This window comes from Candidatus Edwardsbacteria bacterium RifOxyA12_full_54_48 (assembly GCA_001777915.1).
Taxonomy (GTDB): Bacteria; Edwardsbacteria; AC1; order AC1; family EtOH8; genus UBA2226.
Genome location: MFFN01000006.1, coordinates 130,772 through 157,390, shown reverse-complemented (window position 1 = coordinate 157,390; position 26,619 = coordinate 130,772). Strand labels below are relative to the sequence as shown.

23 protein-coding genes and 1 other RNA gene are annotated in these 26,619 nt (G+C 54.0%); 22 read left to right on the top strand and 2 right to left on the bottom strand.

What is annotated here, in order from left to right; translation table 11 throughout:
• The first annotated feature begins 33 nt into the window (after positions 1 to 33).
• The 6 genes from A2273_00675 (at position 34) to A2273_00650 (ending at position 6,341) form a co-directional block, all read left to right on the top strand.
• Positions 34 to 1,275 carry a beta-ketoacyl-[acyl-carrier-protein] synthase II gene (locus A2273_00675; GenBank protein OGF06756.1) on the top strand — a complete coding sequence of 414 codons (1,242 nt, stop codon included), beginning with the start codon at positions 34 to 36 and terminating at the stop codon, positions 1,273 to 1,275.
• Between the two features lie 39 nt (positions 1,276 to 1,314).
• On the top strand, positions 1,315 to 2,028 hold the full coding sequence (locus tag A2273_00670; protein ID OGF06953.1) for a ribonuclease III: 714 nt from the start codon (positions 1,315 to 1,317) through the stop codon (positions 2,026 to 2,028).
• Positions 2,029 to 2,092: 64 nt separating this feature from the next.
• Positions 2,093 to 3,253: an acyl-CoA dehydrogenase gene (locus tag A2273_00665; protein OGF06755.1), complete on the top strand. Its 1,161-nt coding sequence runs from the start codon at positions 2,093 to 2,095 to the stop codon at positions 3,251 to 3,253.
• A 129-nt stretch (positions 3,254 to 3,382) separates the two neighbouring features.
• Positions 3,383 to 4,021 (top strand): hypothetical protein, encoded by a 639-nt coding sequence (locus A2273_00660; GenBank protein OGF06754.1) that lies wholly within the window; start codon positions 3,383 to 3,385, stop codon positions 4,019 to 4,021.
• A 508-nt stretch (positions 4,022 to 4,529) separates the two neighbouring features.
• The gene (locus A2273_00655) at positions 4,530 to 5,183 is read left to right on the top strand and encodes a hypothetical protein (GenBank protein ID OGF06753.1); all 654 of its coding nucleotides are present in this window, start codon (positions 4,530 to 4,532) and stop codon (positions 5,181 to 5,183) included.
• A gap of 216 nt (positions 5,184 to 5,399) precedes the next feature.
• Positions 5,400 to 6,341 carry a hypothetical protein gene (locus tag A2273_00650; protein OGF06752.1) on the top strand — a complete coding sequence of 314 codons (942 nt, stop codon included), beginning with the start codon at positions 5,400 to 5,402 and terminating at the stop codon, positions 6,339 to 6,341.
• Positions 6,342 to 6,400: 59 nt separating this feature from the next.
• On the opposite strand, the gene A2273_00645 is transcribed toward A2273_00650, so the two are convergent.
• Positions 6,401 to 7,522: a hypothetical protein gene (locus A2273_00645; GenBank protein OGF06751.1), complete on the bottom strand. Its 1,122-nt coding sequence runs from the start codon at positions 7,520 to 7,522 to the stop codon at positions 6,401 to 6,403.
• On the bottom strand, positions 7,519 to 10,335 hold the full coding sequence (locus tag A2273_00640) for an excinuclease ABC subunit A (GenBank protein ID OGF06750.1): 2,817 nt from the start codon (positions 10,333 to 10,335) through the stop codon (positions 7,519 to 7,521). The genes A2273_00645 and A2273_00640 overlap by 4 nt, the downstream gene beginning before the upstream one ends.
• Before the next feature lie 657 nt (positions 10,336 to 10,992).
• On the opposite strand from A2273_00640, the gene A2273_00635 reads away from it, so the two are divergent.
• The 16 genes from A2273_00635 to A2273_00560 all read left to right on the top strand — a co-directional run bounded on the left by A2273_00635 (position 10,993) and on the right by A2273_00560 (position 26,619).
• Positions 10,993 to 11,505 (top strand): translation initiation factor IF-3, encoded by a 513-nt coding sequence (locus A2273_00635; GenBank protein ID OGF06952.1) that lies wholly within the window; start codon positions 10,993 to 10,995, stop codon positions 11,503 to 11,505.
• Between the two features lie 121 nt (positions 11,506 to 11,626).
• Positions 11,627 to 11,824 carry a 50S ribosomal protein L35 gene (locus A2273_00630; protein ID OGF06749.1) on the top strand — a complete coding sequence of 66 codons (198 nt, stop codon included), beginning with the start codon at positions 11,627 to 11,629 and terminating at the stop codon, positions 11,822 to 11,824.
• A gap of 50 nt (positions 11,825 to 11,874) precedes the next feature.
• Positions 11,875 to 12,279 carry a 50S ribosomal protein L20 gene (locus A2273_00625; protein ID OGF06748.1) on the top strand — a complete coding sequence of 135 codons (405 nt, stop codon included), beginning with the start codon at positions 11,875 to 11,877 and terminating at the stop codon, positions 12,277 to 12,279.
• 27 nt (positions 12,280 to 12,306) lie between these two features.
• Positions 12,307 to 13,332, top strand: coding sequence for a phenylalanine--tRNA ligase subunit alpha (locus A2273_00620; protein OGF06747.1), 1,026 nt, complete (start codon positions 12,307 to 12,309; stop codon positions 13,330 to 13,332).
• A gap of 102 nt (positions 13,333 to 13,434) precedes the next feature.
• Positions 13,435 to 15,498 (top strand): phenylalanine--tRNA ligase subunit beta, encoded by a 2,064-nt coding sequence (locus A2273_00615; protein OGF06746.1) that lies wholly within the window; start codon positions 13,435 to 13,437, stop codon positions 15,496 to 15,498.
• A 53-nt stretch (positions 15,499 to 15,551) separates the two neighbouring features.
• Positions 15,552 to 15,818, top strand: coding sequence for a hypothetical protein (locus A2273_00610; protein OGF06745.1), 267 nt, complete (start codon positions 15,552 to 15,554; stop codon positions 15,816 to 15,818).
• 45 nt (positions 15,819 to 15,863) lie between these two features.
• The gene (locus A2273_00605) at positions 15,864 to 16,133 is read left to right on the top strand and encodes a hypothetical protein (protein ID OGF06744.1); all 270 of its coding nucleotides are present in this window, start codon (positions 15,864 to 15,866) and stop codon (positions 16,131 to 16,133) included.
• An 87-nt stretch (positions 16,134 to 16,220) separates the two neighbouring features.
• A non-coding RNA gene (gene ssrS, locus A2273_00600) (6S RNA) lies at positions 16,221 to 16,397 on the top strand.
• A 233-nt stretch (positions 16,398 to 16,630) separates the two neighbouring features.
• Positions 16,631 to 18,193 carry a ribonuclease Y gene (locus A2273_00595; GenBank protein ID OGF06743.1) on the top strand — a complete coding sequence of 521 codons (1,563 nt, stop codon included), beginning with the start codon at positions 16,631 to 16,633 and terminating at the stop codon, positions 18,191 to 18,193.
• Positions 18,194 to 18,400: 207 nt separating this feature from the next.
• Positions 18,401 to 19,177, top strand: coding sequence for a metallophosphoesterase (locus A2273_00590; GenBank protein ID OGF06742.1), 777 nt, complete (start codon positions 18,401 to 18,403; stop codon positions 19,175 to 19,177).
• A gap of 1,773 nt (positions 19,178 to 20,950) precedes the next feature.
• Entirely contained in the window at positions 20,951 to 21,376 is a 426-nt protein-coding gene (locus tag A2273_00585; GenBank protein OGF06741.1) for a hypothetical protein, read from the top strand.
• Between the two features lie 151 nt (positions 21,377 to 21,527).
• Positions 21,528 to 22,403: a bifunctional 5,10-methylene-tetrahydrofolate dehydrogenase/5,10-methylene-tetrahydrofolate cyclohydrolase gene (locus A2273_00580; GenBank protein OGF06740.1), complete on the top strand. Its 876-nt coding sequence runs from the start codon at positions 21,528 to 21,530 to the stop codon at positions 22,401 to 22,403.
• Positions 22,404 to 22,853: 450 nt separating this feature from the next.
• A complete protein-coding gene (locus A2273_00575; protein OGF06739.1) occupies positions 22,854 to 24,059 on the top strand; it encodes an exodeoxyribonuclease VII large subunit in 1,206 nt (401 codons plus the stop codon).
• Positions 24,056 to 24,304, top strand: a complete 249-nt coding sequence (locus A2273_00570) for an exodeoxyribonuclease VII small subunit (protein ID OGF06738.1) — start codon at positions 24,056 to 24,058, stop codon at positions 24,302 to 24,304. The genes A2273_00575 and A2273_00570 overlap by 4 nt, the downstream gene beginning before the upstream one ends.
• Complete coding sequence (locus A2273_00565; protein OGF06737.1) at positions 24,305 to 25,546, top strand: hypothetical protein; 1,242 nt, start codon at positions 24,305 to 24,307, stop codon at positions 25,544 to 25,546.
• 623 nt (positions 25,547 to 26,169) lie between these two features.
• Positions 26,170 to 26,619: a hypothetical protein gene (locus A2273_00560; GenBank protein ID OGF06736.1), complete on the top strand. Its 450-nt coding sequence runs from the start codon at positions 26,170 to 26,172 to the stop codon at positions 26,617 to 26,619.

Here is a 26,619-nt window from a genome sequence, read left to right as displayed (position 1 = left end):
AGAAACAATCATCTTGAGAAAGATTTAAGGTATATGAAAAGAAGGGTAGTAATAACCGGAATGGGGGTGGTTTCTCCCATAGGAAACACAGTCGATGAATTCTGGGCCGGGCTGAAGGAGGGCAAAAGCGGGGTAAGCAAAATAACCCGTTTCGACGCCTCCCGGCATACCGCCCAGATAGCCGGGGAGGTCAAGAATTTCGATCCGGCGGCATACATGGACCGCAAGGAGCTCCGCCGGATGGACCGCTACACCCATTACGCCATGGCGGCCGCCAAGATGGCGGTGGAGGACTCCGGCCTGAAGATCGAGGGCGAGTTCGCCGAGCGGGTGGGGGTGATCATCGCCTCCGGCATCGGCGGCACCGAGACCTGGGAGGCCCAGCACCAGAAACTGCTGGAATCAGGCCCGGACAAGGTCTCCCCGTTCTTCGTGCCGATGATGATCTCCGACATCGCGGCCGGTTATGTGTCCATCGCCCATGGAGCCAAGGGGCCCAACTATGCCACGGTCTCGGCCTGCGCTTCGGGCGGCCATGCCATCGGCGAGGCACTGAAAAGCATTCAGACCGGCGACAGCGACGCCATGATCTGCGGGGGGGCCGAGGCCCCGATAACCCCGCTGGCATTGGCCGGATTCTGCGCCTTAAGGGCCCTGTCCCTCCGCAATGATGACCCGGAACATGCCTCCCGTCCCTTTGACAAGGACCGCGACGGATTCATCATGGGCGAGGGCGCCGGAATAGTCATCCTGGAAGAGTTAGAACATGCCCAGGCCCGCGGCGCCAAGATCTATGCCGAGGTTTGCGGCTATGGTGCCACCGGCGACGCCCATCATATCACCGCTCCGGCTCCAGGCGGCGAAGGTGCAGTTAGAGCCATGAAAATGGCTCTGAAGACAGCGGATTTGAAACCGGAAGAGGTCGGCTATATCAACGCGCATGGCACTTCTACTGACATGAATGATAAATATGAAACCGCGGCCATCAAGACGGTGTTCGGAGAGCATGCCAAAAAGCTGGCGGTCTCATCCACCAAATCGATGACCGGCCACCTGCTGGGAGCGGCCGGCGGCGCGGAGCTGATCGCCACGGCATTGTGCCTAATGCACCAAACCATTCATCCCACCATCAATTATACCACCCCGGATCCGGAATGCGACCTGGATTATGTGCCCAATAAGTCCCGGCCGGCCGAGATCAAGGCGGCCCTGTCCAACTCTTTCGGTTTCGGCGGGCACAATGTATGCCTGGCGGTAACAAAATTCGAGCAGTAAGATTTGTTTAAAAAGATATTCCCCCATCTCAAGAGAAAGCTGCTTCCCGGCCACCGCAAGGAGGCGCTTAATAGGATAGAGGCCCGGCTGGGTTGGAAGATCAGGGACCAGGAGCTCTTCCTCCAGTCGCTGCGGCACCGGTCGGCGTCCTCCACCCATCTGGAATCCAACGAGCGGATGGAGCTGCTGGGGGATGCGGTGCTGGGGCTGCTGGTCTGCGAATATCTCTACCACACCCGGCCCCGGGACGACGAGGGCAAGCTGACCGAGATAAAATCGCTGGTGGTCAGCAAGCGGATCCTCTCCCAGGTGGCCCGGGAACTGGGGGTGGGCGAGATGCTGGAGCTCTCCCGCGAGGAGCTGGCCTCCGGCGGGCGGTCCAAGGACTCCATCCTTTGCGATGCATTTGAATCGCTGATCGCCGCCTATTACCTGGACTCCGGATTGGGGGCGGTGCGTAAATTCCTGGAGAAAGGGTATTTCTGGCGGATAGAACACCTGATATCCAGCGATTCCTACCGCAATTACAAGGGGCTGCTCCAGGAATATCTGCAGTCGCATAACATAACCCAGGCGGTGCGCTACAACCTTAAGGCCGAATCCGGCCCCAAGCACAACCGGATGTTCGAGGTGGAGCTCAAGATCGGCCGCAAGCGCTATGGAATAGCCTGGGGAGCCAGCAAGAAAGAGGCCGAGCAGTCGGCGGCCCAGCAGACCATCGAGAAACTTAAGACCGAGAACGGCGGGCGATAACCAGTCTGGCCGTTATGAACGTGCAACCAGATCTGTAAATAACGACAAAATATTAGGAGTTGCCATGAATTATTTCTTCACTGATGAACAACAGATGATAAAAGACCTCTGCCACAAGATCGGGGTGGAGAAGATAAAGCCGGTGCGGGAACACCATGACGTCAGCGGAGAGTTCCCCTGGGATATAGTCAAAGTGCTGGCCGACGCCGATATCTGCGGGGTCTACATTCCCGAGGCCTACGGTGGCCTGGGCGGTGGAGTGATGGAGATGGTGGTGGCCACCGAGGAGCTGTCGCGCTACTGTGGCGGCATCTCCCTGGCCTTTGCCGCCACCGGACTGGGCACCTTCCCCATCATCCTGTTCGGTACCGAGGAGCAGAAGAAGAAATACCTGCCGGACATTGCCAAGGGCAAGAAGCTGGCGGCCTTCGGGCTGACCGAGGCCAACGCCGGATCGGATGCCGGAGGCATCCAGACCACCGCGACCAAGGACGGCGACCACTTCGTGCTGAACGGCACCAAGCAGTGGATCACCAACGGCGGCGAGGCCGAGATATATTCGGTGGTGGCCATGACCGACCGCACCAAGGGCAGCCGCGGGGCCACCGCCTTCATCCTGGAGAAGGGCACCCCCGGCTTCTCCTTCGGCAAGAAGGAGAACAAGATGGGCATCCGGGCCTCGATCACCAGCGAGCTGGTGTTCGACAACTGCCGGGTGCACAAGGACCAGATCCTGGGCAAGGAGGGCATGGGATTTCTGGTGGCCATGGGGACTTTGGACCGGACCCGGCCCGGGGTGGCCGCCCAGGCCCTGGGGATTGCCCAGGGGGCCCTGGACGAGGCGGTGAAGTATTCCCGGGAGCGGGTGCAGTTCGGCAAGCCGATCTCGGCCTTCCAGGGGGTGCAGTTCATGCTGGCCGACATGGCCATGAAGCTGGAGGCCGCCCGGGCCCTGGTCTACGCCACCGCCCGGACCATCGATTCCGGGGAGAAGAAGTTCGCCAAGGAGAGCGCCATGTGCAAGTGTTTCGCCTCCGACGTGGCCATGGAGGTGACCACCAATGCGGTCCAGGTGCTGGGTGGCTACGGCTACATGAAGGAATACCCGGTGGAGAAGATGATGCGCGACGCCAAGATCACCCAGATCTACGAGGGCACCAACCAGATCCAGCGGGGGGTCATCGCCAGCAACCTGATCAAGGAAGCGGCGGGAAGCAGGGAATAGTCATCAATTGTTGCAGGTATAATTTACAATGGTTGCCCCTATAATAATTAGTAAAATAATCCTTGACATGAAAACTGAATTACACTATAATTCCGTCATGGCAGTTTGTTATAAAATTAAGAGGCTACCATGAGTTCAAAGGAATATACATCAAAAGAGCTCGTGGTGGTTTTTATTTGTGACCCATTAAATATACAAGATATTTCCATCGATAATTTACAAAAAGCCAGGCAATTTGATATTGCAGCTAAGATACCCCCCGGCGTTATATTGGTGGATTCAAAAAACAATACAGAAATAAATATACAAACAAATAGAATTGAAATTACAAATTCTCAAAACTTGCCTTTTAGTGATAGGAATATAGTTTCTTTTGCCACCGATGTAATACAAGCGTTAAGTGATAGTTGTTCCACGTTTTCAATAAAAGCAGTAGGGTTAAATTTATTTGCACAATGCAATATGCAAAATCAAAATGCTGCAGAGTGGATCGCAGATAATTTTCTAAAAGATAAGCCTAAATTGGAGGAGTTGTTGACAGAAAAGGTCATTGGTAATTCTACGCGTATATTTTATGGAACCCCAGAACAACATCACGATTTGAGATTTAGTCCTCTTCAACTTAATGGGAGTGGATTGCTGGTACAACAACATTTTCACGAAGATATTAAATTAAAAATAGAAGAAATCAATGTTCGTCTTAAACAAATTCAGGCGAATGAGATTTTACATTTAGAAAATGTTTTTAAAAAGTTGATAACATGTTAACTGCTTATGTTAATACAATTTCGGGCACAATTGATTTAACCCGAACAAATAAGTTTGATATAAGAGCACAAGCAACAATTTTTAGCTTAACTGCGCCTTTTTTTGATAAAGATGTAAGTCCGTTGTATCAGACAAACCCTGTATTCTTATATCCTATTAAAGTAACAAATATATTTTTGTTAGATATGGTTGATGATAATATTGATTGTATAGAATGTTTCCCTGTGTCGAGCAATAAGATATTTTTACTGGGTACACTTGATTATTGTAGATATGCCTTAAAATTAAACAAAAATAACAATGAATATTTGAATAATTCAATTAAAGATTATATAAGTAGTGCTAATAATATATATAGGCGCATCCCCGCCCAATTATTAAAAAAGCTAAACCTGCAAACGCTAAAAGATAATTTTAGTTTAATTGAAGATTATTGTGCAAGTAATAATATTTTACCAACTTCTGAAGATATTACTGCTGATTTTTTAAATAAGAATAATTTATTATAATGCATAGATTACTTGGGTGCAAGAAAATAACATATGACACTAATTGTGTCATTTTTTATTGCCTTAATACATCACTAAAATCAAAAAACGGCAACTTCGTTGAAATAAACTATGGTGATAAAACAAAAAAGGCACAAGAATTAACTACGTGGTTCTGTTCAAGGGGGGGCATTGTTTTTTTAAGGTATTGTGCAAAAGAAATTGAGGAAGAGACAGTTGCGCAGAGTATAGTTAAAGATTTTGCAAATAATCCAACAATATTGAAAAAACTTGATATGCAACGTGAGGGTATGCCATATTTAATACAAAATCAAATTCAAAATAGCTTTTTTAAAAAATTTGATAAACTAAAAAGATACCCCTGGTTTGAGATAAATGATGATTTTAAACCACCACCCGACATATTAAGGAGTATTGATAATTATTTTCGGTATGAAATGAAAAGTAGCAAATCTTTGTTAGATCGTTTATCTTTTAGCAAAAAAAAGCATCCTATCCCAGACATAACTGATCAAATATTTCTTGCTTTTACGTATTGCTCTAAAATAGTTGGGATTACCCATGATTCCTCGGTGTATAGTTACCAAAAAGAACTTAAGGATAAAAATTTATGTGGAGAAGTATTTGATTTAATGAGTTTAAAGAAAATATAATATTTAGTATCTATAATCATTACGTGAGAATTGACCCTTAGTAAAAATAAGATATCGCCTTGATTTCCTGATCAAGGAAGCGGCGGGAAGCAAGGGATAAAAAAGGATATTATCATAAAGCCCCCGGCCGGAATGCCGGGGGTTTCTTATTGACTTCTTTGGATTTGAATGCTAATATTCATGCCATCAAATGAAATTTTCAATACAAGGAGTGGTATGAACCTGAAAAATAATGGCAAAAATCTTGCGGTAATTATGCTAGTGCTTCTCGCCGGGCACAATCTCTGCCTGGCCGACGGCGGTGAGGTGGATACGCCCGACGAAAAGACCACCATGAGTTCACTGATTTATCCCAATAGCGATGCCATATCCGAGAACCCTTTGAACCGGGTGACCAACGAAAACCCCGAAAAAATAATGGCCTTTTATAAAAAGACCATGGGTCCCTATGATATCATCGAGCCTTTTACCGATGAGCCGAATTTCCGGAAGGGTTTTTCGGTGGTCTACCGGGCCCATTACAAGAGCAAGCCCCAGAACGAACTGACGGAGCTGACCCGTTTGATGGTGGTCATGACCGATTCCATCGGCTTTAAAAAGCGGACCATGGGCTATGAATATATGATACCCCAGCCTTTGGCCCAGCTGAAAGGGCTGATCGGCCGCTACGGGCATACCCAGACCGACTACGATCAGCTTTTCAACCAATATCAGTGGCTGCGCTTCATTCAATACTGGGCTCCGGGAACCGATGGTTCGTTGATCATCAAAAAATACCACGACCAGGTGTTCGGCGCCGGCCCCGGCGCCCCCCCCAAGGAGAAGGCCGGCGACTCCGCCCGGAAGGCGGACCTGGAGGCCAAGAAGAAAAAAATGAAGGAATTGAAGAAATCCGGCGATATGGCCGCCATGATGGCCCTGGCCCAGGAGATGCAGGAGGGATATGCCCAGACCGGAGCCGGCGAGCAGGCCCAGCAGATGCAGGACCAGGCTGTGGAGGGCATGCAGAAGGACAGTTGGAACGACTGGGTGGCCTGTCTCAAGGAGATGGCTCCCGCCGCCCGCTGGATCAGGCTGGAATACAATTCAGCCGTCATCTGGTGGATGGATGGCCGGGATTTCTGGAAGCAGCCCAGGGCAGCCATAAATAAAAAATAATGGAGTGGCAAACCAAAGCCCCCCGGCATTTCTGCCGGGGGGCTTTTATCTTCAATGCCTCAGAAGGCGGCTCCCAGCGGCAGATACTGCAATTTGACCCCGGCCACCCAGCCCCGGCTGGCTTCCTGCGAAAGGAACAAGCCCGGAGTGATCCCCTTATATTTAAGGAGGCCGGGGTAGACATTCATCCGGAAGCGGCTCTCCGGGATCCCGGTAAGTATCACCGAGCACATCAGCGAGTTGTTGAGGTCATAAAATGCTCCGGCCCGTAATGCCAGCCTGGCGGTCAGCGCACTTCCTGCCTGGTCCTCCTGGGCCGGGGTCAGTTCCCTGACCGTGAAACCCAGGCCCAGGGAGAGAGATCTTTCCCGGTCGATCTTACGGGACAGGCCGGCCACCGCATTGAGGCCGAAATGGGAAAAAGCCTTCCAGCGTTTGTCTCTGGTCAGAGGGTATTTCATCACGTAGAACTGTCCCATGTTCTCCAGGTTGCGGCTGTGAAAATCATAGGCCGGCGGATTGGACCATTCGGCCAGCTCCAGTTTTTGGGAAAAAAACCGGCAGACGCTTTCATTTGAAAATAGGGCAATACCCAGGGGATCGAACACATACAGGTCGGCGATGGCATCGACCGTGGTCTCTGTATTGCTGCGGTTCTCCACCATCTCCGAAAGCAGGTGATAGGCGGTCATGGTCAAGGCCGAACTTATGGCCGGGTGCGGGAAGCGGCGATGCCGGTACCACTCCATGGTGGCCCGGTAATGCATGCCGGCACCCAGAGTGTGCAAAAAATAATTGGGGAAGAATTGCTGTTTTTCGATGTTCAGGCTGGTGGGGAAGATCTCGGTGGAAAGGAAACGCTTCCAGCCGAACCGGTCGATGGTATTGACCGGGTGCCCGATATGTTCCCAAAGGTTTTTCCACCACGACCGGTAAGGATATTCGAAAACCTGCCGATCAGTGTAATTGGGTATCTGCAGGACGCCGTATCCGCCGTTGATGATCACATTCAGGGGGTCATAGTTGGCCTGGCTGCCGTAGGGCAGGCCACGGTAGAAATAATAGGCGGTATCCTGGGCCCGGCCAAGGGAAGGGACGGCCAGAAGGATAAAAACAAATACCGGCAGCATCGTCCGATGCTTGAATATTTTGCTGGTTCGGGTCATTTGGAAAAAGATCACATTTCTTTCTTCAGGTACTGTCCGGTATAGGACCTGGCATGGGCGGCCACCTTCTCCGGGGTGCCCTGGACCACGATGGAGCCGCCCTGGTCGCCGCCCTCCGGCCCCAGGTCGACGATCCAGTCGGCCGATTTGATGACGTCCAGATTGTGCTCGATGACGATCACGGTGTTGCCCTTGTCCACCAGCCTCTGCAGCACGGTCAGCAGCATCTTGACGTCTTCGAAATGCAATCCCGTGGTCGGCTCGTCCAGGATGTACAGGGTCTTGCCGGTGGCTATCTTGGAGAGCTCCCCGGCCAGCTTGACCCGTTGGGCCTCGCCACCCGACAGGGTGGTGGCCGATTGTCCCAGATGGATGTAACCCAATCCGACATCGGCCAGGGTCCTCAGCTTGCGGTGGATCTTGGGGATGGCCTCGAAGAACTCCAGGGCCTGGTCCACCGTCATCTCCAGCACCTCCGAGATATTCTTGCCCTTGTAGGCCACCTCCAAGGTCTCCCGGTTGTAGCGCTTGCCCTTGCAGACCTCACAGGGCACGTAGACATCCGGCAGGAAGTGCATCTCGATCTTGACGATCCCGTCGCCCTCGCAGGCCTCGCAGCGTCCGCCCTTGACGTTGAAGGAGAAGCGGCCCACCTTGTAGCCCCGCAGTTTGGATTCCTGGGTCAGGGCGAACAGCTCCCGCAGGTAGGTGAACAGCCCGGTGTAGGTGGCCGGGTTGGAGCGGGGGGTGCGTCCGATGGGCGACTGGTCGATGTTGATGACCTTGTCCAGGTTATGCAGGCCCTCGATCTTGCGGTGTCTCCCCGGCTGGGTGCGGGAGCGGGTGAATTTTTGGGCCAGGGCCCGGTAGAGGATATCATTGACCAGGGTGCTTTTTCCGGAGCCGGAGACCCCGGTGACGCAGATCAGCCTGGCCAGGGGGAACTCCACGTCAATATCCTTTAAATTATTCTCCGAGGCATGGCGCACGGTCAGGCTCAAGCCATTTCCCTTGCGCCGTCTGGCCGGGGTGGGGATATGCCGCTTTCCGGCCAGGTACTGCCCGGTCAGCGATGATTTGGTCTGCATGATCCTGGCCGGTGTGCCCTGGGCGACGATCTCGCCCCCGGCGGTCCCGGCCCCGGGACCCAGGTCCACGATGTGATCGGCCGCCAGCATGGTCTCCTTGTCGTGCTCCACCACCAGGACGGTGTTGCCCAGGTCCCGCAGTTTGGTCAGGGTATTTAAAAGGCGGATGTTGTCCCGCTGGTGCAGTCCGATGGAGGGCTCGTCCAGCACGTAGAGCACCCCGGTCAGCGAGGCCCCGATCTGGGTGGCCAAATGTATCCGCTGGGCCTCGCCCCCGGCCAGCGATTCCGAGGAACGGTCCAGGGTCAGGTAGTCCAGGCCCACGTCCACCAGAAAGCCCAGGCGGGCATTCAGCTCCTTCAGTATCTGGCGGCTGATGGTCCGGTCCTTGTCCGACAGATCCAGCCCGTTGCCGAAGAATTTTTTGGCCTGCTTTACCGACATCCGGGAGATATCGTTGATGTTAAGTTCCAGCACCTTTACCGCCAGGGTCTCCGGCTTCAGCCGGGCGCCGTTGCAGGCGGGACAGGGCAGGATGGACATGTATTTCTCGATCTCGTAGCGGATGTAGTCGGATTCGGTCTCCTTGTAACGGCGCATCAGGTTGGGGATGGCCCCCTCGAATCTCTTGGAGAACTGGTAGATGTTCTGGTTGTTCTCCGACTCGTAGCGCACCTGGATCTCCTTCTCGGTCCCGTACAGCACCGTCTGGCGGGCCTTTGGCGGCAGTTCCTTCCACGGCAGGTCCAGGGAGAATTTATAGGTCTTGGATAGGGCCTCCAGCTGAGTGCCTATCCAATGCCCCATGGGATCGCCCCAAGCCATCACCGCCCCCTCGTTGATGGTCAGGTCGGGATTGGGCACCAGGGCTTCGGGGTCGATCTCCATCTTGGTGCCCAGCCCGGAGCAGGCCGGGCAGGCTCCGAAGGGGCTGTTGAAGGAGAACATTCGGGGGGTCATCTCGGCGAAGGAGAATTTGCAGTCGGGGCAGGACAGTTTTTCGCTGTATATCTGCTCTTGGGAATCGTCAAAAATAACCGTGACCAGGCCGTCGGCCAGTTTCAGGGCGATCTCCAGGGAATCGGCCAGCCGCTTCTGTGACTTGGGCCCTATTGTCAGCCGGTCCACCACCGCTTCGATCTGGTGCTTTTTATTCTTATCCAGGGCCGGGACCGCTTCGATCTCATGCAGTTTGCCGTCCACCCGGACCCGAACGAATCCCTCGCGGCGCATCTTGTCGAAGATATCCTTGTATTCCCCCTTGCGCCCCCGTACCATAGGGGCCAGCAATTGGACCCTGGTCCCTTCGGGTCGGGTCAGTATATCATCGGTGATCTGCTGGACGGTCTGGGAGGTGATGGGGCGGCCGCAGTGGGGGCAGTGGGGCTGGCCGATCCGGGCGAACAATAATCTCAGATAATCGTGGATCTCGGTGACCGTGCCCACGGTGGAACGGGGGTTTTTGCTGGCCGCGCGTTGTTCGATGGCGATGGCCGGTGAAAGGCCGTCTATAAAGTCCACGTCGGGTTTCTCCATCAGCCCCAGGAACTGGCGGGCATAGGCCGAGAGGGATTCCACATAGCGGCGCTGGCCCTCGGCGTAGATGGTGTCGAAGGCCAGGGAGGATTTGCCGGAGCCGGACAGGCCGGTGATCACCACCAGCTTGTCGCGGGGTATCTCCAGGCTGATGTCCTTTAAGTTGTGCTCGCGGGCGCCTTTTATTATCAGTTTGTCGCGCATAAGCTTATCAAATTTCTAATATCAAAATCATTGATAAATACAAAGACTTAATCTAATACAGCCAGTCAGATTACCTCACAAACTCATTTTGGCTATCTTGTCATTTCCGAGGAATCGGGAATCCAATAAAACGCTGGATTCCGGGTCAAGCCCGGAATGACAACCTGTTAAAAGTATTGGCAATCGACAAGTATAACAGCTTTTTATTTGTGTGTCAATTAGACTTTAAAATGACAAAATATGGCCAAAGATAATAGTTATTTAACCTCTTGCATTTCAAGGCATTTTTTGTTATAATATCCCAGTTGTAAAAATATCATATTTTTCAGCACCAAAATCATAAATGAAAAGCAGAAGCCATCCGCGCCGGTCTCCGGCAGCAGCTTCTCACCCGGCGGCCAAGATTATTAGCGGCCAGCCGAGGTCAGTCAGTCGGAGTCTCTGACTGTTATGGCGGGTGGCATGTATTATTTGCCGCCGGCCTTTTTTGTTGCCGTAAATTTGTCATCCTGAGTACACTTCGAGGTTGCACTGATTGTAGGATGGCATGAGTCACCCATTCGACTTGGCAAGCATTATCATCCTCTCAGGGTGACAAAATCATAGTATCTTTGTGAGAGTAATATCAGCAACCTAAACACTTTGGAGGGTAACCTTATTCTGAAAGAACACCGAATCAACGAAAGGATCAGAATCCCCGAGATCAGGGTGATCGGAGCGGAGGGCAACCAGTTGGGGATACTGGAATCCCGCGAAGCCTTAAGAATGGCCGAAGAGCAGGGGCTGGACCTGGTGGAGATAGCCCCCGATGCCAAACCCCCGGTGTGCAAGATAATGGACTACGGAAAGTTCATCTACGCCGAGGAGAAGAAACTTAAGGAATCGCGCAAGAAACAGCACCAGACCAAGGTCAAGGAGATCCGCCTGGGACCGCAGATGGGCGCTCACGATTACCAGGTGAAGCTGAACCAAGCCAAGGAATTCCTGACCAAAAGGGACAAGGTCAAGGTCTCAATGCGCTTCCGGGGGCGGGAGATGGCCCACGTGGACCTGGGCCAGAAGCTGATCGACCGCTTCATAGAGGACATCGCCCCGCTGGCCAATGTGGAACATGCGCCCAAGATGGAGGGCCGGACCATCAATCTGGTGGTGTCCCCCAAACAAGTTTAGAACTACGGCTGAAACATCGCGGGAGCATCCAACGGATACTGCCGGGGCTGTTCATGTCCCGGCCGCAGGGTGTTTTACGGAAACAATATAAAACAAACATCATAAAACCTCAGGAGGTGTTATGCCCAAGATCAAGACCAACAAGGCGGCCGCCAAGCGCCTGAAAGGCACCGGCACCGGGAAGATCAAGCGCTCCCGGGCCTGCAAGAGCCACAAGCTGACCGTCAAGAGCCGCAAGAGAAAACGTGTGCTGCGCCAGGACACCCTGGTGGACTCGGCCAATCTTAAACGCATCAAGAGGCTGTTACCCAACCTGTAAACCCATCATGGTCTGACGACCTGATCTTATAGAAAGGATATTTAGGCAGTATGTCCAGAGTTACTACCGCAGTCGCCACCCGGCAGAGAAAGAAAAAGATCTTCAAAAAAGCCAAAGGCTTTTGGGGTGGCCGAAAGAATTTGTACCGCATCGCCAAGGAAGCGGTGATGCGGGCCGGGCAGTTCGCCTATCGCGACCGCCACAACAAGAAACGTGAGTTCCGCAGCCTGTGGATCGTCCGGGTGAACGCCGCCTGCCGGATGAACGGCATTTCCTACAATGCCTTCATCAACGGGCTCAAGAAGAACAACATTGCCATCGATCGCAAGATGCTGGCCGAGCTGGCGGTGCACGACCCATTGGCCTTTACCAGGATCGTGGAAGCGGCCAGGAAGGAATCTGCCGCCAAGGCAGTCCCGGTTGCAAAAGGAACGCCGGAGATCGGCCCCGCCTGAGGGTAATGAGCCGAATCATTTACTCCCATGAAAGATAAACTGGCAACAATAGGAGCCGAAGCCGAGGAGAGGATCTCCGGCTGCCGGTCCCTGGCCGAGCTGGAGGCCCTGAGGGTCCTGTATCTGGGGCGCAAGGGGGAGCTGACCGAGCTTTTAAAGTCGGTTTCCTCCCTGCCGCCGGAGGAGAGGCCTTCATTCGGGGCCGTCACCAACCAGCTCAAGGTGCGGATCGGTGAATTGCTGGATGCCAGGAAGGCCGGGCTGTCCACCACCGAACTTGAGTTCCGGCACAGCCAGGAGGCGGTGGACGTCACCCTGCCGGGGCGGCGGCCTTTTGCCGGGCACCGGCACCCCCTGTCCCAGCTGCTGGAGGAGATCTCGGACATCTTCCACGGGATGGGCTTCTCGGTGGCCGAGGGCCCGGACGCGGAATCGTCCCGGAATAATTTCGACGCCCTGAACACGCCGCAGAACCACCCCTCGCGGGACATGCAGGATACCTTCTACCTCAATGATGACCAGAGCCTGCTGATGAGGACCCATACCTCCCCGGTGCAGATAAGGACCATGAGGTCCCAGCCGCCGCCGGTCAGGATCATCGCCCCAGGCCGGTGCTACCGGCGGGATGCCATCGATGCTTCGCATATGCCGGTGTTCCACCAATGCGAGGGGCTGTACGTGGACAGGAAGGCCAGCCTGGCCGACCTGAAGGGCATCCTCAATTATTTTGCCCGGCAGTTGCTGGGGGAGAAGGTCAAGATAAGGTTCCGGCCCCATTTCTTCCCCTTCACCGAGCCCAGCGTGGAGTACGATTTCTCCTGCCTGTTCTGCGGAGGCCAGGGATGCCGGGTCTGCAAACAGTCCGGCTGGCTGGAGATCTCCGGGGCCGGGATGGTGGACCCCAACGTCTTCAAGAATGTGGGTTACGATCCGGAGGTTTACCAGGGATTCGCCTGGGGGCTGGGGCTGGAGCGGGTGGCCATGCTGCGGTACGGCATCAACGACATCCGGCTGTTCTACCAGGGGGACCTGAGGTTTCTGGAGCAATTTTAATGCGGCAATGATTAAAAAGTGGACACGGATTCACACGGATCAAAACGGATAGGTATGGAATTTTAATGATCAGAAAAATCTGCGTTAATCAGCGTTCTAATAATGAAGATAACCTATAACTGGCTCAAGGAATTCATAGATTTCGACTGGACGGTCAAGGAGCTGTCCGACAAGCTGACCTTCTCCGGCATCGAGGTGGAGGCGGTCGAGCCTTTGTCCGGCGGCGACCACCTGCTGGATCTGGAGATCACCCCCAACCGGCCGGACTGCCTGTCCCTGCTGGGCATTGCCCGGGACATCAGGGCCCTGGCCGGCGGGAATATCACCCCGCCCGACTGCACGGTGGCCGAGAAAGGCCAGCCGGTCGACCAGCTGGCCAAATTGACCATCGAGGACGGGGCGGGCTGCCCCCGGTATCTGGCCCGGGTGATCACCGGGGTCAAAGTAGCCGAATCCCCCGGCTGGCTTAAAGCCAAGATCGAGAGCATAGGGCTGCGCCCTATCAATAACGTGGCGGATGCGACCAATCTGGTGATGTATGAATTGGGCCATCCGCTTCATGCGTTTGATCATGATAAACTGGCCGACCACACCATCATAGTAAGGCGGGCCAGGCCCAATGAGAATTTCACCACCCTGGACGGAGTGGAGCGCAAATTATCGGCTGAAAACCTGGTGATCGCCGATGCCAAGCGGCCGGTGGCCCTGGCCGGCATCATGGGCGGGCTGGAATCGGAGATATCGGACCACACCAAAAACGTCCTTTTGGAGAGCGCCTATTTCGATCCCAACCTGATACGCCGGGGCAGCCGGCTGTTGGGCCTCCAGACCGAGGCCTCATACCGCTTCGAGCGGGGGGCCGATCCGCTGATCCTTAAAAAAGCGGCCGATAGGGCCGCCAAACTGATAGCCGAACTGGCCGGAGGCCAGGTAGCGACCGGGGTGCTGGATGTGGCCAAAGCGGAATTTCCCGAATACCGCCAGCTGTCGTTGCGTCCCGAGAAGGCCAGCAGTCTTTTGGGAGTGGATATCCCGGCCGACCGGATGATCGAAATACTCAATGCCCTGGAAATAAAAGCTCAAAAGGCTGGAGACATCATAGAAGTTCAAGTGCCCAGTTTCCGCAGCGATATCGAGCGGGAGGTGGACCTGATAGAAGAGGTGGGCCGGATCTACGGCTACGACAACCTGCCCGGGGAGCGGATCGAACCCTGGGCGGTGCCGGCCGTCAAGCGCCCCAAGGACATCTTCCTGGCCGGGGTCTCAAAAGCCATGACCGGCCAAGGGTTCTCCGAGCATTACGGCCTGACCCTGACAGACCCGGGCAAACTGGAGACTTTGGACCTGTCGCCGGCCTTCCCGTCCCAACCGGCGGTGGAGCTGGTCAATCCCATCTCCTCGGACCAATCAGCCCTCAGGACGATTTTGCTGCCGGGGCTTTTGGAGGCCGCCGGACAGAACCTGAACAACGGCCGCGCCGGCGTCAGGCTTTTCGAGATGGGTAAAATATTCCGGCCCCAAAAGCCGTCTCCGGACGAAGGCCTTCATCTGGGAGCCCTGTTGTGCGGCCAGGCATCCGGCCAAGCATGGGACGCCAAACCCGAGGCGGCCGATTTCTTCGACATCAAGGGCGCTTTGCAGTTCCTGCTGGATTCCCTGGGCCTGGCCGAGGCCGAATTTGCCGCAGAAAAGATCCCGGCCCTGCATCCCGGCCGTTCGGCCGTGGTCAGGGTCGATAAGAAGATACTGGGCTGCTGCGGCGAGCTGGATCCGGCGACCTCGGCCAAGATGGGGCTTAAGGAACGGATATATTATCTGGAGATCGATCTGGCACTTCTGATGGAGCTGTCCGGAGCGAAACAGAACAGATACCGGGAGTTGCCGAAATACCCGTCAATAAAGCGTGACCTGGCCCTGGAGCTGCCGGTGGAAACGGAATGCCGGCGGGTGATCGAACTGATCGGACAGCTGGCCGGCGGCGAACTGGAGTCGGTGTCATTATTCGACCTGTACCAGGGAAAGCAGATCGAGCCGGGCCGCAAGAGCATGGCCTTCTCCCTGGTCTACCGGGCGGCCGACCGGACCCTGACCGACGCCGAGGTCTCCGGCATCCATCAAAAGGTGGTGGAGGGGTTGAAGGGGGAACTGCAGGCCCATATCAGGTAACAGTCCTGATCTGGCTCCTGCCATTTTATATATATAAACTCGGAGGGTCATCTATGAGCTTAGACGCACTGGAGGAAAGGATCGACAAGGCGGTGGGGACCATCACCCAGTTAAAGAAGGACAGGGATCAACTGGAGGGCGAGAACGCCCGGCTAAAGGGACAGCTGGAGACCCTGAATAAAAAGATCAAGTCTATGGAGGATAAGGGCGGGGACCTGGCGTCCCTGCAGGATGAGAACCGGCAGCTTAAGGGATCGCAGGAAGAGCTTAAGAGCAAGCTGGAAAACATAATAGGCAAGCTGGAGAAGCTCCAGCAATAGTATATCGAACTGCAGGGAAATTTTAAACCATAATCATAGAGTGCTATGGCCGAATCCAAACCGGGCATAAAAGTTGAGATCTTCGGGAACGAATACCGGATCAAAGGGCAGGCGGACGCCGAATACGTAAAGCGGGTGGCCGCCTACGTGGACGAGAAGATGCGCCAGCTGTCCCAGCTATCGGTGACCGGGGCCGTTTCCAAGATCGCCATTCTTACCGCCATCAACATCGCCGACGAGCTGTTCCGGGAAAGACAGGAGCGCGAGAAGGCCATGGAGAAGCTCAGCCACCGGCTGGAGCAGATCGGCGAATAAAAAGTTTGGGGCCGGAAAATATTTTTCAAAAAGGGCTTGCAAATCCGGTCCAACGGTAGTATATTTGGCCTATACGGAGTTCATTCATTTTCCCTGCAGTGCTCGAAGCCAGCGGATATTTTTTGAGCCAACGCCTATTCTTAATGGACCTAACCTTCGATCGCGGTGTGCATGCCCCGCAAGGGGAAGCCTGAAACGGTTGAGGAGGTACCACCTTTTGAATGGGTTCAAAGATGCCGTTTGCCCGACACAGGCGGGGAATTTTTATTGGTTTATAAAGTCAACTCGGCTGAGGTCATTCTGAGAGCTTGCCCTGAAACAGGCATTTTTTTAACCTTTGAAGGGGCACTTCGAGGCAACCCTGATTGAAGGATGACTATTTTATCTGTCGCACTTCAACCTGCCGGGCGGGAAAATTTCTCAGTGTGACAGGTACGGTTAACGAAAAACATTTTTAACGCGACACTTTTTACATATAAACAGGAAGGGAAAGACAGATGATGACAGTGATCTGGATAATTATTGCCGTGGCCGGCACCGGACTGGGGTCCTTTTTGGGATATTTGATACATCAGAAGATCTCCGAGGCCAAACTGGCCGGGGCCGAGAAGCTGGCCGAGAAGGTGATCGCCGAGGCCCAGCGCGAGGCGGCCACCTACAAGAAGGCGGCGGCGGTGCAGGCCAAGGAGGAATCGTACCGGCTGAAGACCAATTTTGAAAAGGAGACCCAGAGCCGGCGCCAGGAGCTCAAGGATTACGAGCACCGGATAACCGAGAAGGAAAAGCAGATCGACCACAAGGTGGACATCATCAACCGCAAGGAGAAGGACGTCGAGGTCCGGGAGCGGGAGCTGGTGGCCAAGGAGCGGGTGATCCGGGCCAAGGACGAGCGCCTGACCACCCTGATCGACGAACAGAACACCAAACTGGAGCAGATCGCCGGCCTGACCCAGGAGGAGGCCAAAAAGATACTGATGCAGAACCTGGAGACCCAGGTGCGCCACGAGTCCGCCCAGATGATGAAGGTCATCCGCGACGAGGCCAAGGAGAACGCCGAGAAGGAGGCCCGCCAGATCATCTCCATGGCGGTCCAGCGCTACGCCGGGGAGCACACCGCCGAGACCACCGTGTCGGTGGTGCCGCTGGCCAGCGACGAGATGAAGGGCCGGATCATCGGCCGGGAGGGCCGCAATATCCGGGCTTTCGAGGCCGCCACCGGGGTGGAGGTGCTGATCGACGACACCCCGGAGGCCATCGTGATCTCGGCCTTCGACCCGGTGCGCCGGGAGGTGGCCCGGATGGCCATGGAGAAGCTGGTGTCCGACGGGCGGATCCAGCCGGCCCGCATCGAGGAGGTCATCGAAAAGGCCCAGAAGGATGTGGACCGCAGCATCAAGGAGGCCGGGGAATCACTGGCCCTGGAGGTGGGGGTGCCGGGACTGCATCCCGAACTGCTGCTGCTGCTGGGACGGCTCAAATACCGCACCAGCTACGGCCAGAACGTCCTGCAGCACTCCAAGGAAGTGGCTTTTCTGGCCAGCATGATGGCCGGTGAGCTGGAGCTGGATTCGGCCCTGGCCAAGCGAGCCGGGCTGCTGCATGACATCGGCAAGGCGGTGGACCACAACATCGAGGGCACCCACAGCCAGATCGGCATGGACATCGCCAAGCGCTACGGAGAGTCGGCCATAGTGATCAACGCCGTCGGCGCCCACCATGAGGATATCGAGTTCATCTCGCCCATCTCGGTGCTGATCGCGGCGGCCGACGCCATCTCCGGGGCCAGGCCGGGCGCCCGCCGGGAATCGCTGGAGGCCTACGTCAAGCGTTTGGAGAAGCTGGAGGAGGTGGCCTATTCGTTCAGCGGGGTCAGCAAGGCTTACGCCATCCAGGCCGGGCGCGAGGTCCGGATCATCGTCACCCCGGAGGAGGTCAGCGACAGCCGGACCACCGAGATGGCCAACGAGATCGCCCACAAGGTGGAGTCCTCGCTGCAGTATCCCGGGCAGATCAAGGTGACGGTCATCCGCGAAACGCGGGGGATAGGATACGCCAAGTAAATTAGTTATCAGTTAATAGTTATTAGTTATTCGGGGACCGCTTTTTAGCATCATCCTGAGAGCTTGTCCTGAAACAGGCATTCTTTTAACCTTTGAATGGGTACTTCCGGGCAACACAGGTTGAAGGATGAGTATAGGTCACCCGTTCAACTTGACAGGCAAGGAAGATTTCTCAGGGTGACATTTTGATGGAATATTAGTGGGAAAATGAAAATTCTTTTTATCGGGGATATCATCGGGCGGCCGGGCCGCATGGCGGTGGAGAAGCTTCTGCCTGGGCTGGTCGAAGAACATCAAATAGATTTTGTGATAGCCAACGGGGAGAACGCCGCGGCCGGCTTCGGCCTGACCCCGGCGGTGCTGGACAACCTTTTTGCCCTGGGCATAGACGTGGTCACTTCCGGCAATCATCTATGGGACAAGAAGGACATTCTGCCCCGGCTGAAGAAAGAGCCGCGCCTACTGAGGCCGGCCAATTATCCGCCGGAGGTGCCGGGCACCAGCTTCGGGGTCTATGAGGACAAGCAGGGCCGCAAGGTCGGGGTCTTCAACCTGCTGGGCCGGGTGTTCATGCCGGCGGTGGATTGCCCGTTCAGAATTGCCGACCAGGTGATCGCCGGGCTGAAGAAAGAGACCGACATCATCATCGTGGACATGCACGCCGAGGCCACCTCCGAGAAGATCGCTTTGGGCTGGTACTTAGATGGCCGGGTTTCCGCCGTGATAGGTACCCACACCCACGTGATGACCGCCGACCAGCGGGTGCTGCCCCAGGGCACGGCCTATATCACCGACGCCGGGATGACCGGCGGGTTCGACAGCGTGATAGGCATGGAGAAGGAGCCGATCATCGAGAAGTTTTTGACCCAACTGCCCACCAAGTTCGAGGTGGCCGAGGGGGATGTGAGGTTCAACGGGGTGGTGGTAGAGGTAGATGAGAAAATAGGACGTGCACAAAGCATTTCCAGAATTCAAGAATCTTAAAAACAATAAAATTCTTAAGAGGCATTATGGGAATAACGTTACTTCCGAAAGAAATAAGAGACAACTATGAAGTGCACGAATGGAAGCATGCTTGTGCAATTTTAAAAAATGATTTTCCAAATGAATGGACAGATATTGTTGAACTTCTAAAACAATTTAAGCTTTGTAAAAGTTGGATTACAGTAGGTGGTGGCGGAAAATCGAAAGTAGCCAGCGCAATTGATGGATATTTGTCCGAAAAGGGTTGGGTAGAAAAAGAATTCAAAACATCAGTTAAAGTAGATGAACGCACATCAGACTCGCCAACCCATAAAGTAGATTGTTATAAAAATCGTGTTGCTTTAGAAATTGAATGGAATAACAAAGATCCATTTTTTGATAGAGACTTAAACAATTTTCGTTTATTGTTTGATTTGAGAGCAATTAGTGTTGGGGTAATAATTACAAGATGTGATCAACTTCAAGAAATATTTGACAAGTTGGGTCGTGGCAGTTCCTATGGTGCTTCAACGACTCATATGTCGAAGTTGATACCTAGAATACAAGGCGGCGGTGGGGCCGGGTGTCCCATTTTAGTTTTAGGTATAACTGAAAAATTATATAAAGAGAGTTGTTGAAAATGGAACCGACTATTGCTGAAATATTTGTTAATAATTTTAAAAGTAAAAAATACGGCACTATTCTTGCCGATCCGCCATGGCGCTTTAATAATAGATCAGGTAAGGTTGCCCCAGAGCATAAAAGATTAAACAGATATGATACCTTATCGTTAGATCAGATTAAAGAAATGCCCATTCCTATTGTAGCGGCTGAAAAAAGCCATTTATATTTATGGGTACCCAATGCTCTTTTGCCTGAAGGTTTAGAGGTTATGAAGGCTTGGGGTTTTGAATATAAAACAAATATGATATGGCATAAAGTAAGAAAAGATGGCGGCCCAGACGGAAGAGGGGTTGGCTTTTATTTCAGAAATACAACCGAGGTAGTTTTGTTTGGTATAAGAGGTAAAGTTAGAACACTAGGCCCCGGCAGATCTCAAGTAAATATAATTAGAACACAAAAACAAGAGCATTCTAGAAAACCTGATGAATTGTATAAAATAATTGAAAAATGCAGCTCTGGTCCATATCTGGAATTGTTTGCCCGGGGTAAACGTGAGGGCTGGGATGTTTTTGGCAATCAAACAGAAAAATACTATCCAAGTTGGTCTACTTACAAAAACCATAGCCAAGCAACATCACAAACTGTAGTACTTGAAAAACGAAAAAAATACAAGAAACCTGTAATAAAACGATGTCACAAATCATCGACGGTAAAATAATATCTGCCGAGATCCGGCAGGGGTGTAGGCAGCGATGGATAAAGCGATAGGTTGAAACCTACCGCTGGAAAGTCAACAAGGCCGCTGGTGCGGCCTGAAATGGAGGTTCGGAAGAACCTTGATGCTAACCAGCGATATCATTTATGGTATCGCTGTGATGGGGGATAAAATTCATTTCTTATATTGTCATTTATTTTGCGATAGGTTGAAACCTATCGCTGGAAAATCAACAAGGCCGCTGGGGCGGCCTGAAAACGGGCAGGCTTGCCTGGGCAAGCCTTGGTGAAAACCAGCGATATCATTCATGGTATCGCTGTAATGGGGGATAAAATTCATTTCTTATATTGTCATTTATTTTGCGATAGGTTGAAACCTATCGCTGGCAAGTCAACAAGGCCGCTGGGGCGGCCTGAAAACGGGTTTGTGTTAAAAGATTGTGGCGGTATTATAATATGCCGAAGGTTCATTACGAATTGTTTTATCATTTTGTTTGGCACACCAAGGATGACAAACCGTATATTGACGAAGAGATAGAGCGTTATTTATTCGCATGCATCGGGCAAAAATGCAAACAAGAAGGTTATCATTTATTGGCGATAAACGGCACGGAGGATCATGTCCATATATTGTTATCCTTGCGTCCGGCACAATTGATATCCGATGTAGCCCATGCGTTAAAAGGCAGTTCATCGTACGATGTAAATAAACATTTCCAAGGCAAAAAACAATTATATTGGCAAAACGGTTATGGCGTTTTATCCGTGAGCAAACATGCTGTGCCAAGGATCAAAATTTATATCAGCGGGCAGAAAGAGCACCATAAAAAGGGCGAGTTACTAAAGGAATTCGAAGATTGTGAAGGTTCGGAAGAACCTTGATGATAACCAGCGATATCATTTATGGTATCGCTGTGATTAGGGTGAATATGATACATTGGTGGTATGTTTGCGATAGTTTGCGATAGGTTGAAACCTATCGCTGGATATCATCAATGGTCATAAATGACCATGAAACGGGGATGTAATAAATATGGTCCAAATCATAGACGGTAAAATAATATCTGCCGAGATACGGCAGGAAGTAGCTGACGAGGTAACAGTTCTCAGGGGACAGGGGACAGTGCCGCGTTTGGCGGTGATCATCGTCGGTTCCGATCCCGGGTCGCAGGTGTATGTCCGCAACAAGCACAAGGCCTGCGAAGAGGCCGGTATCAAGTCCACCGTCATAGAAATGCCGGAGAATACCACCCAGGAGCAACTGCTGGCCCAGGTGGAGAAACTCAACAACGACAAGAACGTCCACGGTATTTTGGTGCAATCCCCGGTGCCCAAGGGGCTGTCCGAGGAGAGGGCCTTCGAGTCCATCCATCCGCTAAAGGACGTGGACTGTTTCCATCCGGAGAACGTCGGATTGCTGATGCTGGGCCGGCCGCGCTTTTTGCCGGCCACCCCGGCCGGGGTGATAGAACTGCTGGTGCGCTACAATATCAAGATATCCGGGCAGTACGTGGTGATAGTGGGACGCTCCAACATCGTGGGCCGGCCGCTGGCCAACATGCTGGCCCAAAAATCGGAACGCGGCAACGCCACGGTCACCGTCTGCCATACCGGCACCAAGGGGCTGTCCTATTACACCAAGCAGGCCGATATCGTCATCGCCGCGGCCGGAGTGCCGGGCCTGATCACCGGCGATATGCTAAACAGCAACTGTACGGTGATAGATGTGGGCACCAACCGCATCCCGGACGCCTCCAAGAGATCGGGCTACGGCCTGGTGGGCGACGTGGATTTTGAATCGGCCTCCCAGGTGGCGGCCTACATCTCGCCGGTCCCCGGCGGGGTGGGCCTGATGACCGTGGCCATGCTGTTGAAGAACTGCGTGATAGCGGCGAGATTGCAGAACTGACCTCACCGGGTAGGAACTGTCACCCTGAGAAATGCACCTTGCCTCGCAGGTTGAATGGGTGAAGCCGTCATCCCACGCCCAGCCGCGTTTGGGTGTGTCCTCAGGATGACAAGGTTTGCATCGCATCGTGGGGGCAAGCCTTTGCCGTCACTTTCGTCATCATGAGAATAACGGTTTGCCTGAGTATCGAAGGATTTGGCAGTTTTCGAATGTTTTGATAGATTCTTTGTGAAACTAAATTGTTAGCATAAATCAGAATGACGAGGCAGTCTGTCACCCTGAGATTGGCAGCATGCTTTGCAAGTTGAATGGGTGAAGCTGTCATCCAACGCCCAGCCACGTTTGGGTGTGTCCTCAGGATGACAGATCAGGAAATAGTGTTGTTACCCTCCAAGAAATGATCTGCGTGAATCCGTATAAATCCGTCTAATCCGTGTTCAATTAAACTCCATGCCTGACGATAAAAGAATAATACTTTCCGTTACACAACTGACCGGCGAGATCAAGCGGGTGCTGGAGAACAGCTTCCCCCGGCTGTGGGTGCAGGGCGAGATATCCAACCTGACGGTCCACAGTTCCGGGCATCTGTACTTCTCGCTGAAGGACGCCGGCAGCCAGGTGCGTTGCGTGATGTTCCGCAGCTACGCCAAAGACCTGATGCTGATGCCCCAGGACGGCATGCAGGTGGTGGTCCAGGGGGACGTCACGGTCTTCGACCGAGCCGGGCAGTATCAGCTCAGTGTCCAGCAGCTGCAGGTGGCGGGATACGGCGAGCTGGCCCAGGCCTTCGAGCGTCTGAAAAAAAAGCTGGCCGAGGAGGGGCTGTTCGATGCGGAATTCAAGCAGGAACTGCCGGCCTATCCCAGAACCATCGGGATCGTCACCTCGCCCACCGGGGCGGCCCTCCGGGACATGGTCAAGGTGGCCCGTCGCCGGTGGCCGGGAATAGAGCTGATCCTGTGTCCGGTGCCGGTGCAGGGAGTAGGGGCGGCCGAAAAGATCGCCCGGGCGGTGGAAGACCTCAACCAATACGGCAAGATCGATCTTTTGATAGTGGGCCGGGGAGGCGGCTCAGCCGAGGACCTGTGGGCCTTCAACGAGGAGATATTGGCCCGGGCCATCTTCAATTCCCGTATCCCGGTGATCTCGGCGGTGGGTCACGAGGTGGACTTCACCATCTCCGACCTGGTGGCCGACCTCCGGGCGCCCACCCCGTCGGCGGCGGCCGAGCTGGCGTTGCCCGATATCCGTGAGGTAAGGTCCGATCTGGTCGATTCGGCCCGCCGGATATCTTCCTCCATGAACGACCTGCTGGATGAGGCCGGATCCCGGCTGACATCGATCCAGCGCAGCTACGGCCTGAACCGACTGCAGGACATGCTGTCCCAGAAATCCCAGCAGCTGGACTGGGCCGGGACAGCCCTCAATAACAAGATCACCGACCGGGTCAGTTCATATGACAACAGACTGCAGGGCCAGGCCCTGGCGTTAAAAGCCCTGGACCCCAAAAATACCCTCAAGAGGGGATACAGCATCTGCCGCGATCAGAACGGGCGGGTGGTAGTATCTTCAAAAACCCTGGATAAGGGCAAATTGATAACCGCCGAGTTCCATGCCGGCAAAGCTCAAATGACAGTCGAGGAAACCATACCATGAAAAAAGCAAAAACAGATGCCGATTTCAAATTCGAAAAGGCCCTGGCCCGTATCGAGCAGATAGTTGACCAGATGGAATCCGGGGAGATCGAGCTGGACCAGGCCCTGACGCTCTACCAGGAGGGCATGGAACTGATGGCCAGATGCCAGGCCACTTTGGAAGAAACCCAAAATAAAATAAAAAAAATAACCAGGGACATCCAGGGCAGGCTGAAGGTTGAAGAGCACCATATGGAGGAGAATTAAATGGCTCAGAAAAAGACCGTCAAGAAAACAGCTGCAATCAAGAAAAAGCCCGTCAAGAAAATTACAGCGGCCAAGAAAAAAACCGCCAAGAAAACCACTGCGGTCAGGAAACAGGCCCCGGTCAAAAAAGAAATGCCGGCCAAGCTCAAACCCTTAAGCGGCCTGGCCCGGTTGATGGAGGAGGTCAAGTGCCGCAAGGAAAAGGTCTATCAGTACCTCCAGTTGAAGGACCGGCCGGAAAAATTCCAGCCCGAAGACATCTACTGCGGGGTGCATAAATACCTCAAGGCCGGCGGCAAGTCGCTCCGGCCGGCGGTGCTGCTGCTGGCCTGCGGGGCGGTAGGCGGCGACGAGGACAAGGCCGTCCCGGCGGCGGCGGCGGTGGAGGTCTACCATACCTGGACCCTGGTGCATGACGATATCATCGACCGCGACGGCACCCGGCGCGGGGTGGCCACCGTCCACGAGGAACTGAAGGACCGGGCCATCAAGAAGCTGGGCCTGAAGGGCGAGGAGGCGGCGCACTACGGCCAGGCCATGGCCATCCTGGCCGGGGATCTGCAGCAGGGCTGGACCATCTCCCTGCTGACCGAGCTGGCCAGGGAAAAGGGCATCAGCCCCATCCTGGTGCTGCAGCTGATCCTGGACCTGGAGGTGGACGTCCAGTGCAACCTGATCGAGGGCGAGGCCCTGGACCTGCAGTATTCCAAGATGCCGATAGAAGCTTTAAGCGAGGAAAAGATCCTGTCCATGCTGTGGAAGAAGACCGGGGCCCTTTACCAGTTCGCCGGCAAGGCGGGGGCCATGATCGGGATAGACCAGCCCAACAGCCGCCATCCCTATGTGGAGGCCCTGTCGCTGTTCACCTCCAATTGCGGGATCGCCTTCCAGCTGCAGGACGACATTCTGGGCATCCTGGCCGACGAGAAAAAACTGGGCAAGCCGGTGGGTTCGGACATCAGGGAAGGCAAGCGGACGGTGATCGTCTATCATGCTCTGGGCGAGGCCAATCGCAAGGAAAGAAGCCTGATCCTGAAGACCTTAAACAATCCCAAGGCCGCTCTCACTCAGGTCAAACAGGTGACCAAGCTGTTCCAGGAGCTGGGCAGCATCGCCTACACCGCAGAGATGGCCCAGAAATACGTCCGCAAGGCGGTGGCCGCCCTGGAGGCCCTGCCCGACAGCGAATATAAGAAACTGTTGATGCTGTGGGCGGATTACATGATCAACCGGGAGTTTTAAAACCTTGAACCATGAGTAAGTATTTGTAAGTAAATAAAAAGCCCGTTTTCTGGTCTTAATATATTTCTTATTCCGCTTTCTCTTTCCCGCCTGCCAACACGGACAGCATATCGCGGCGGGCAGGGAAGAGAAAGCTCCAAAGTCACGCCAAAGGCGGATCCGCTCGTGCCACAGGCAGATCAGCCTATATGGATTTGCCTGCGGTGGCGGAAGAACTTTCGCTCAGCGCTGCTCTGAAGTTATAATAATCAGCTGCCTGAATGTCTTGACCACGGAGTAATGTACCAGCAGGCAAAACATTCTTAACGTCAGCTTTTACCAGGCAGCAGTGCTGAAGCGACCCAACCTCTCCCTGCCTGGCGGCTTCCCTCCCCGCTGCGGGGAGGGAGTGTGGGTGGGGTCAGCCTTCAGTGTAGCGGATAACCTTCAGCCCCGATGAAGCAGTCATTGCGTTATTTACATTCTGCTTGTTCTGGTTCAATGAGTGCCGGGGCGCAGGCCTTACTATCCGCGGAGCTGGGCGGTAAAGACTTCTTTGCTTACTTTCTCGGTCACAAGAAAGTAAGATTAGAAAAACTACAGATTTTCTTTCGAATAAACCTTTATACCAATTACTTGTTAATATGCTGTTTTGGGACGTTTTTAAGAACCAGATCCTGTGGGCGGTGGTGGCCAGCGGGATCTCCACCCAGGTGCTAAAAGCCTTCGCTTCCATCATCTGGGAGGGGCACCTCAACTGGCGGCGCACCCTGGAGCCCGGGGGCATGCCTAGCTCCCATGCCGCCTCATCGATGACCATGGCCACCATGATCGGCCTGGCCGCCGGGTTCGACAGCCTGCTGTTCGCCCTGACCGCTTACATCAGCTTCGTGGTGATGTACGATGCCGCCGGGGTCCGCCGGGCGGTGGGGAAGCAGGCCATCCTGCTCAACCGCCTGCTGGAGAGCCGGACCCTTAGAAAGAGGGCCGGGGGCGAGAAGCTTCGGGAGCTGCTGGGACATACTCCGGTGGAGGTTATTGCCGGCGGCTTCCTGGGCCTTATCTGGGGCCTGCTGTTTCATTATGTATTTTAA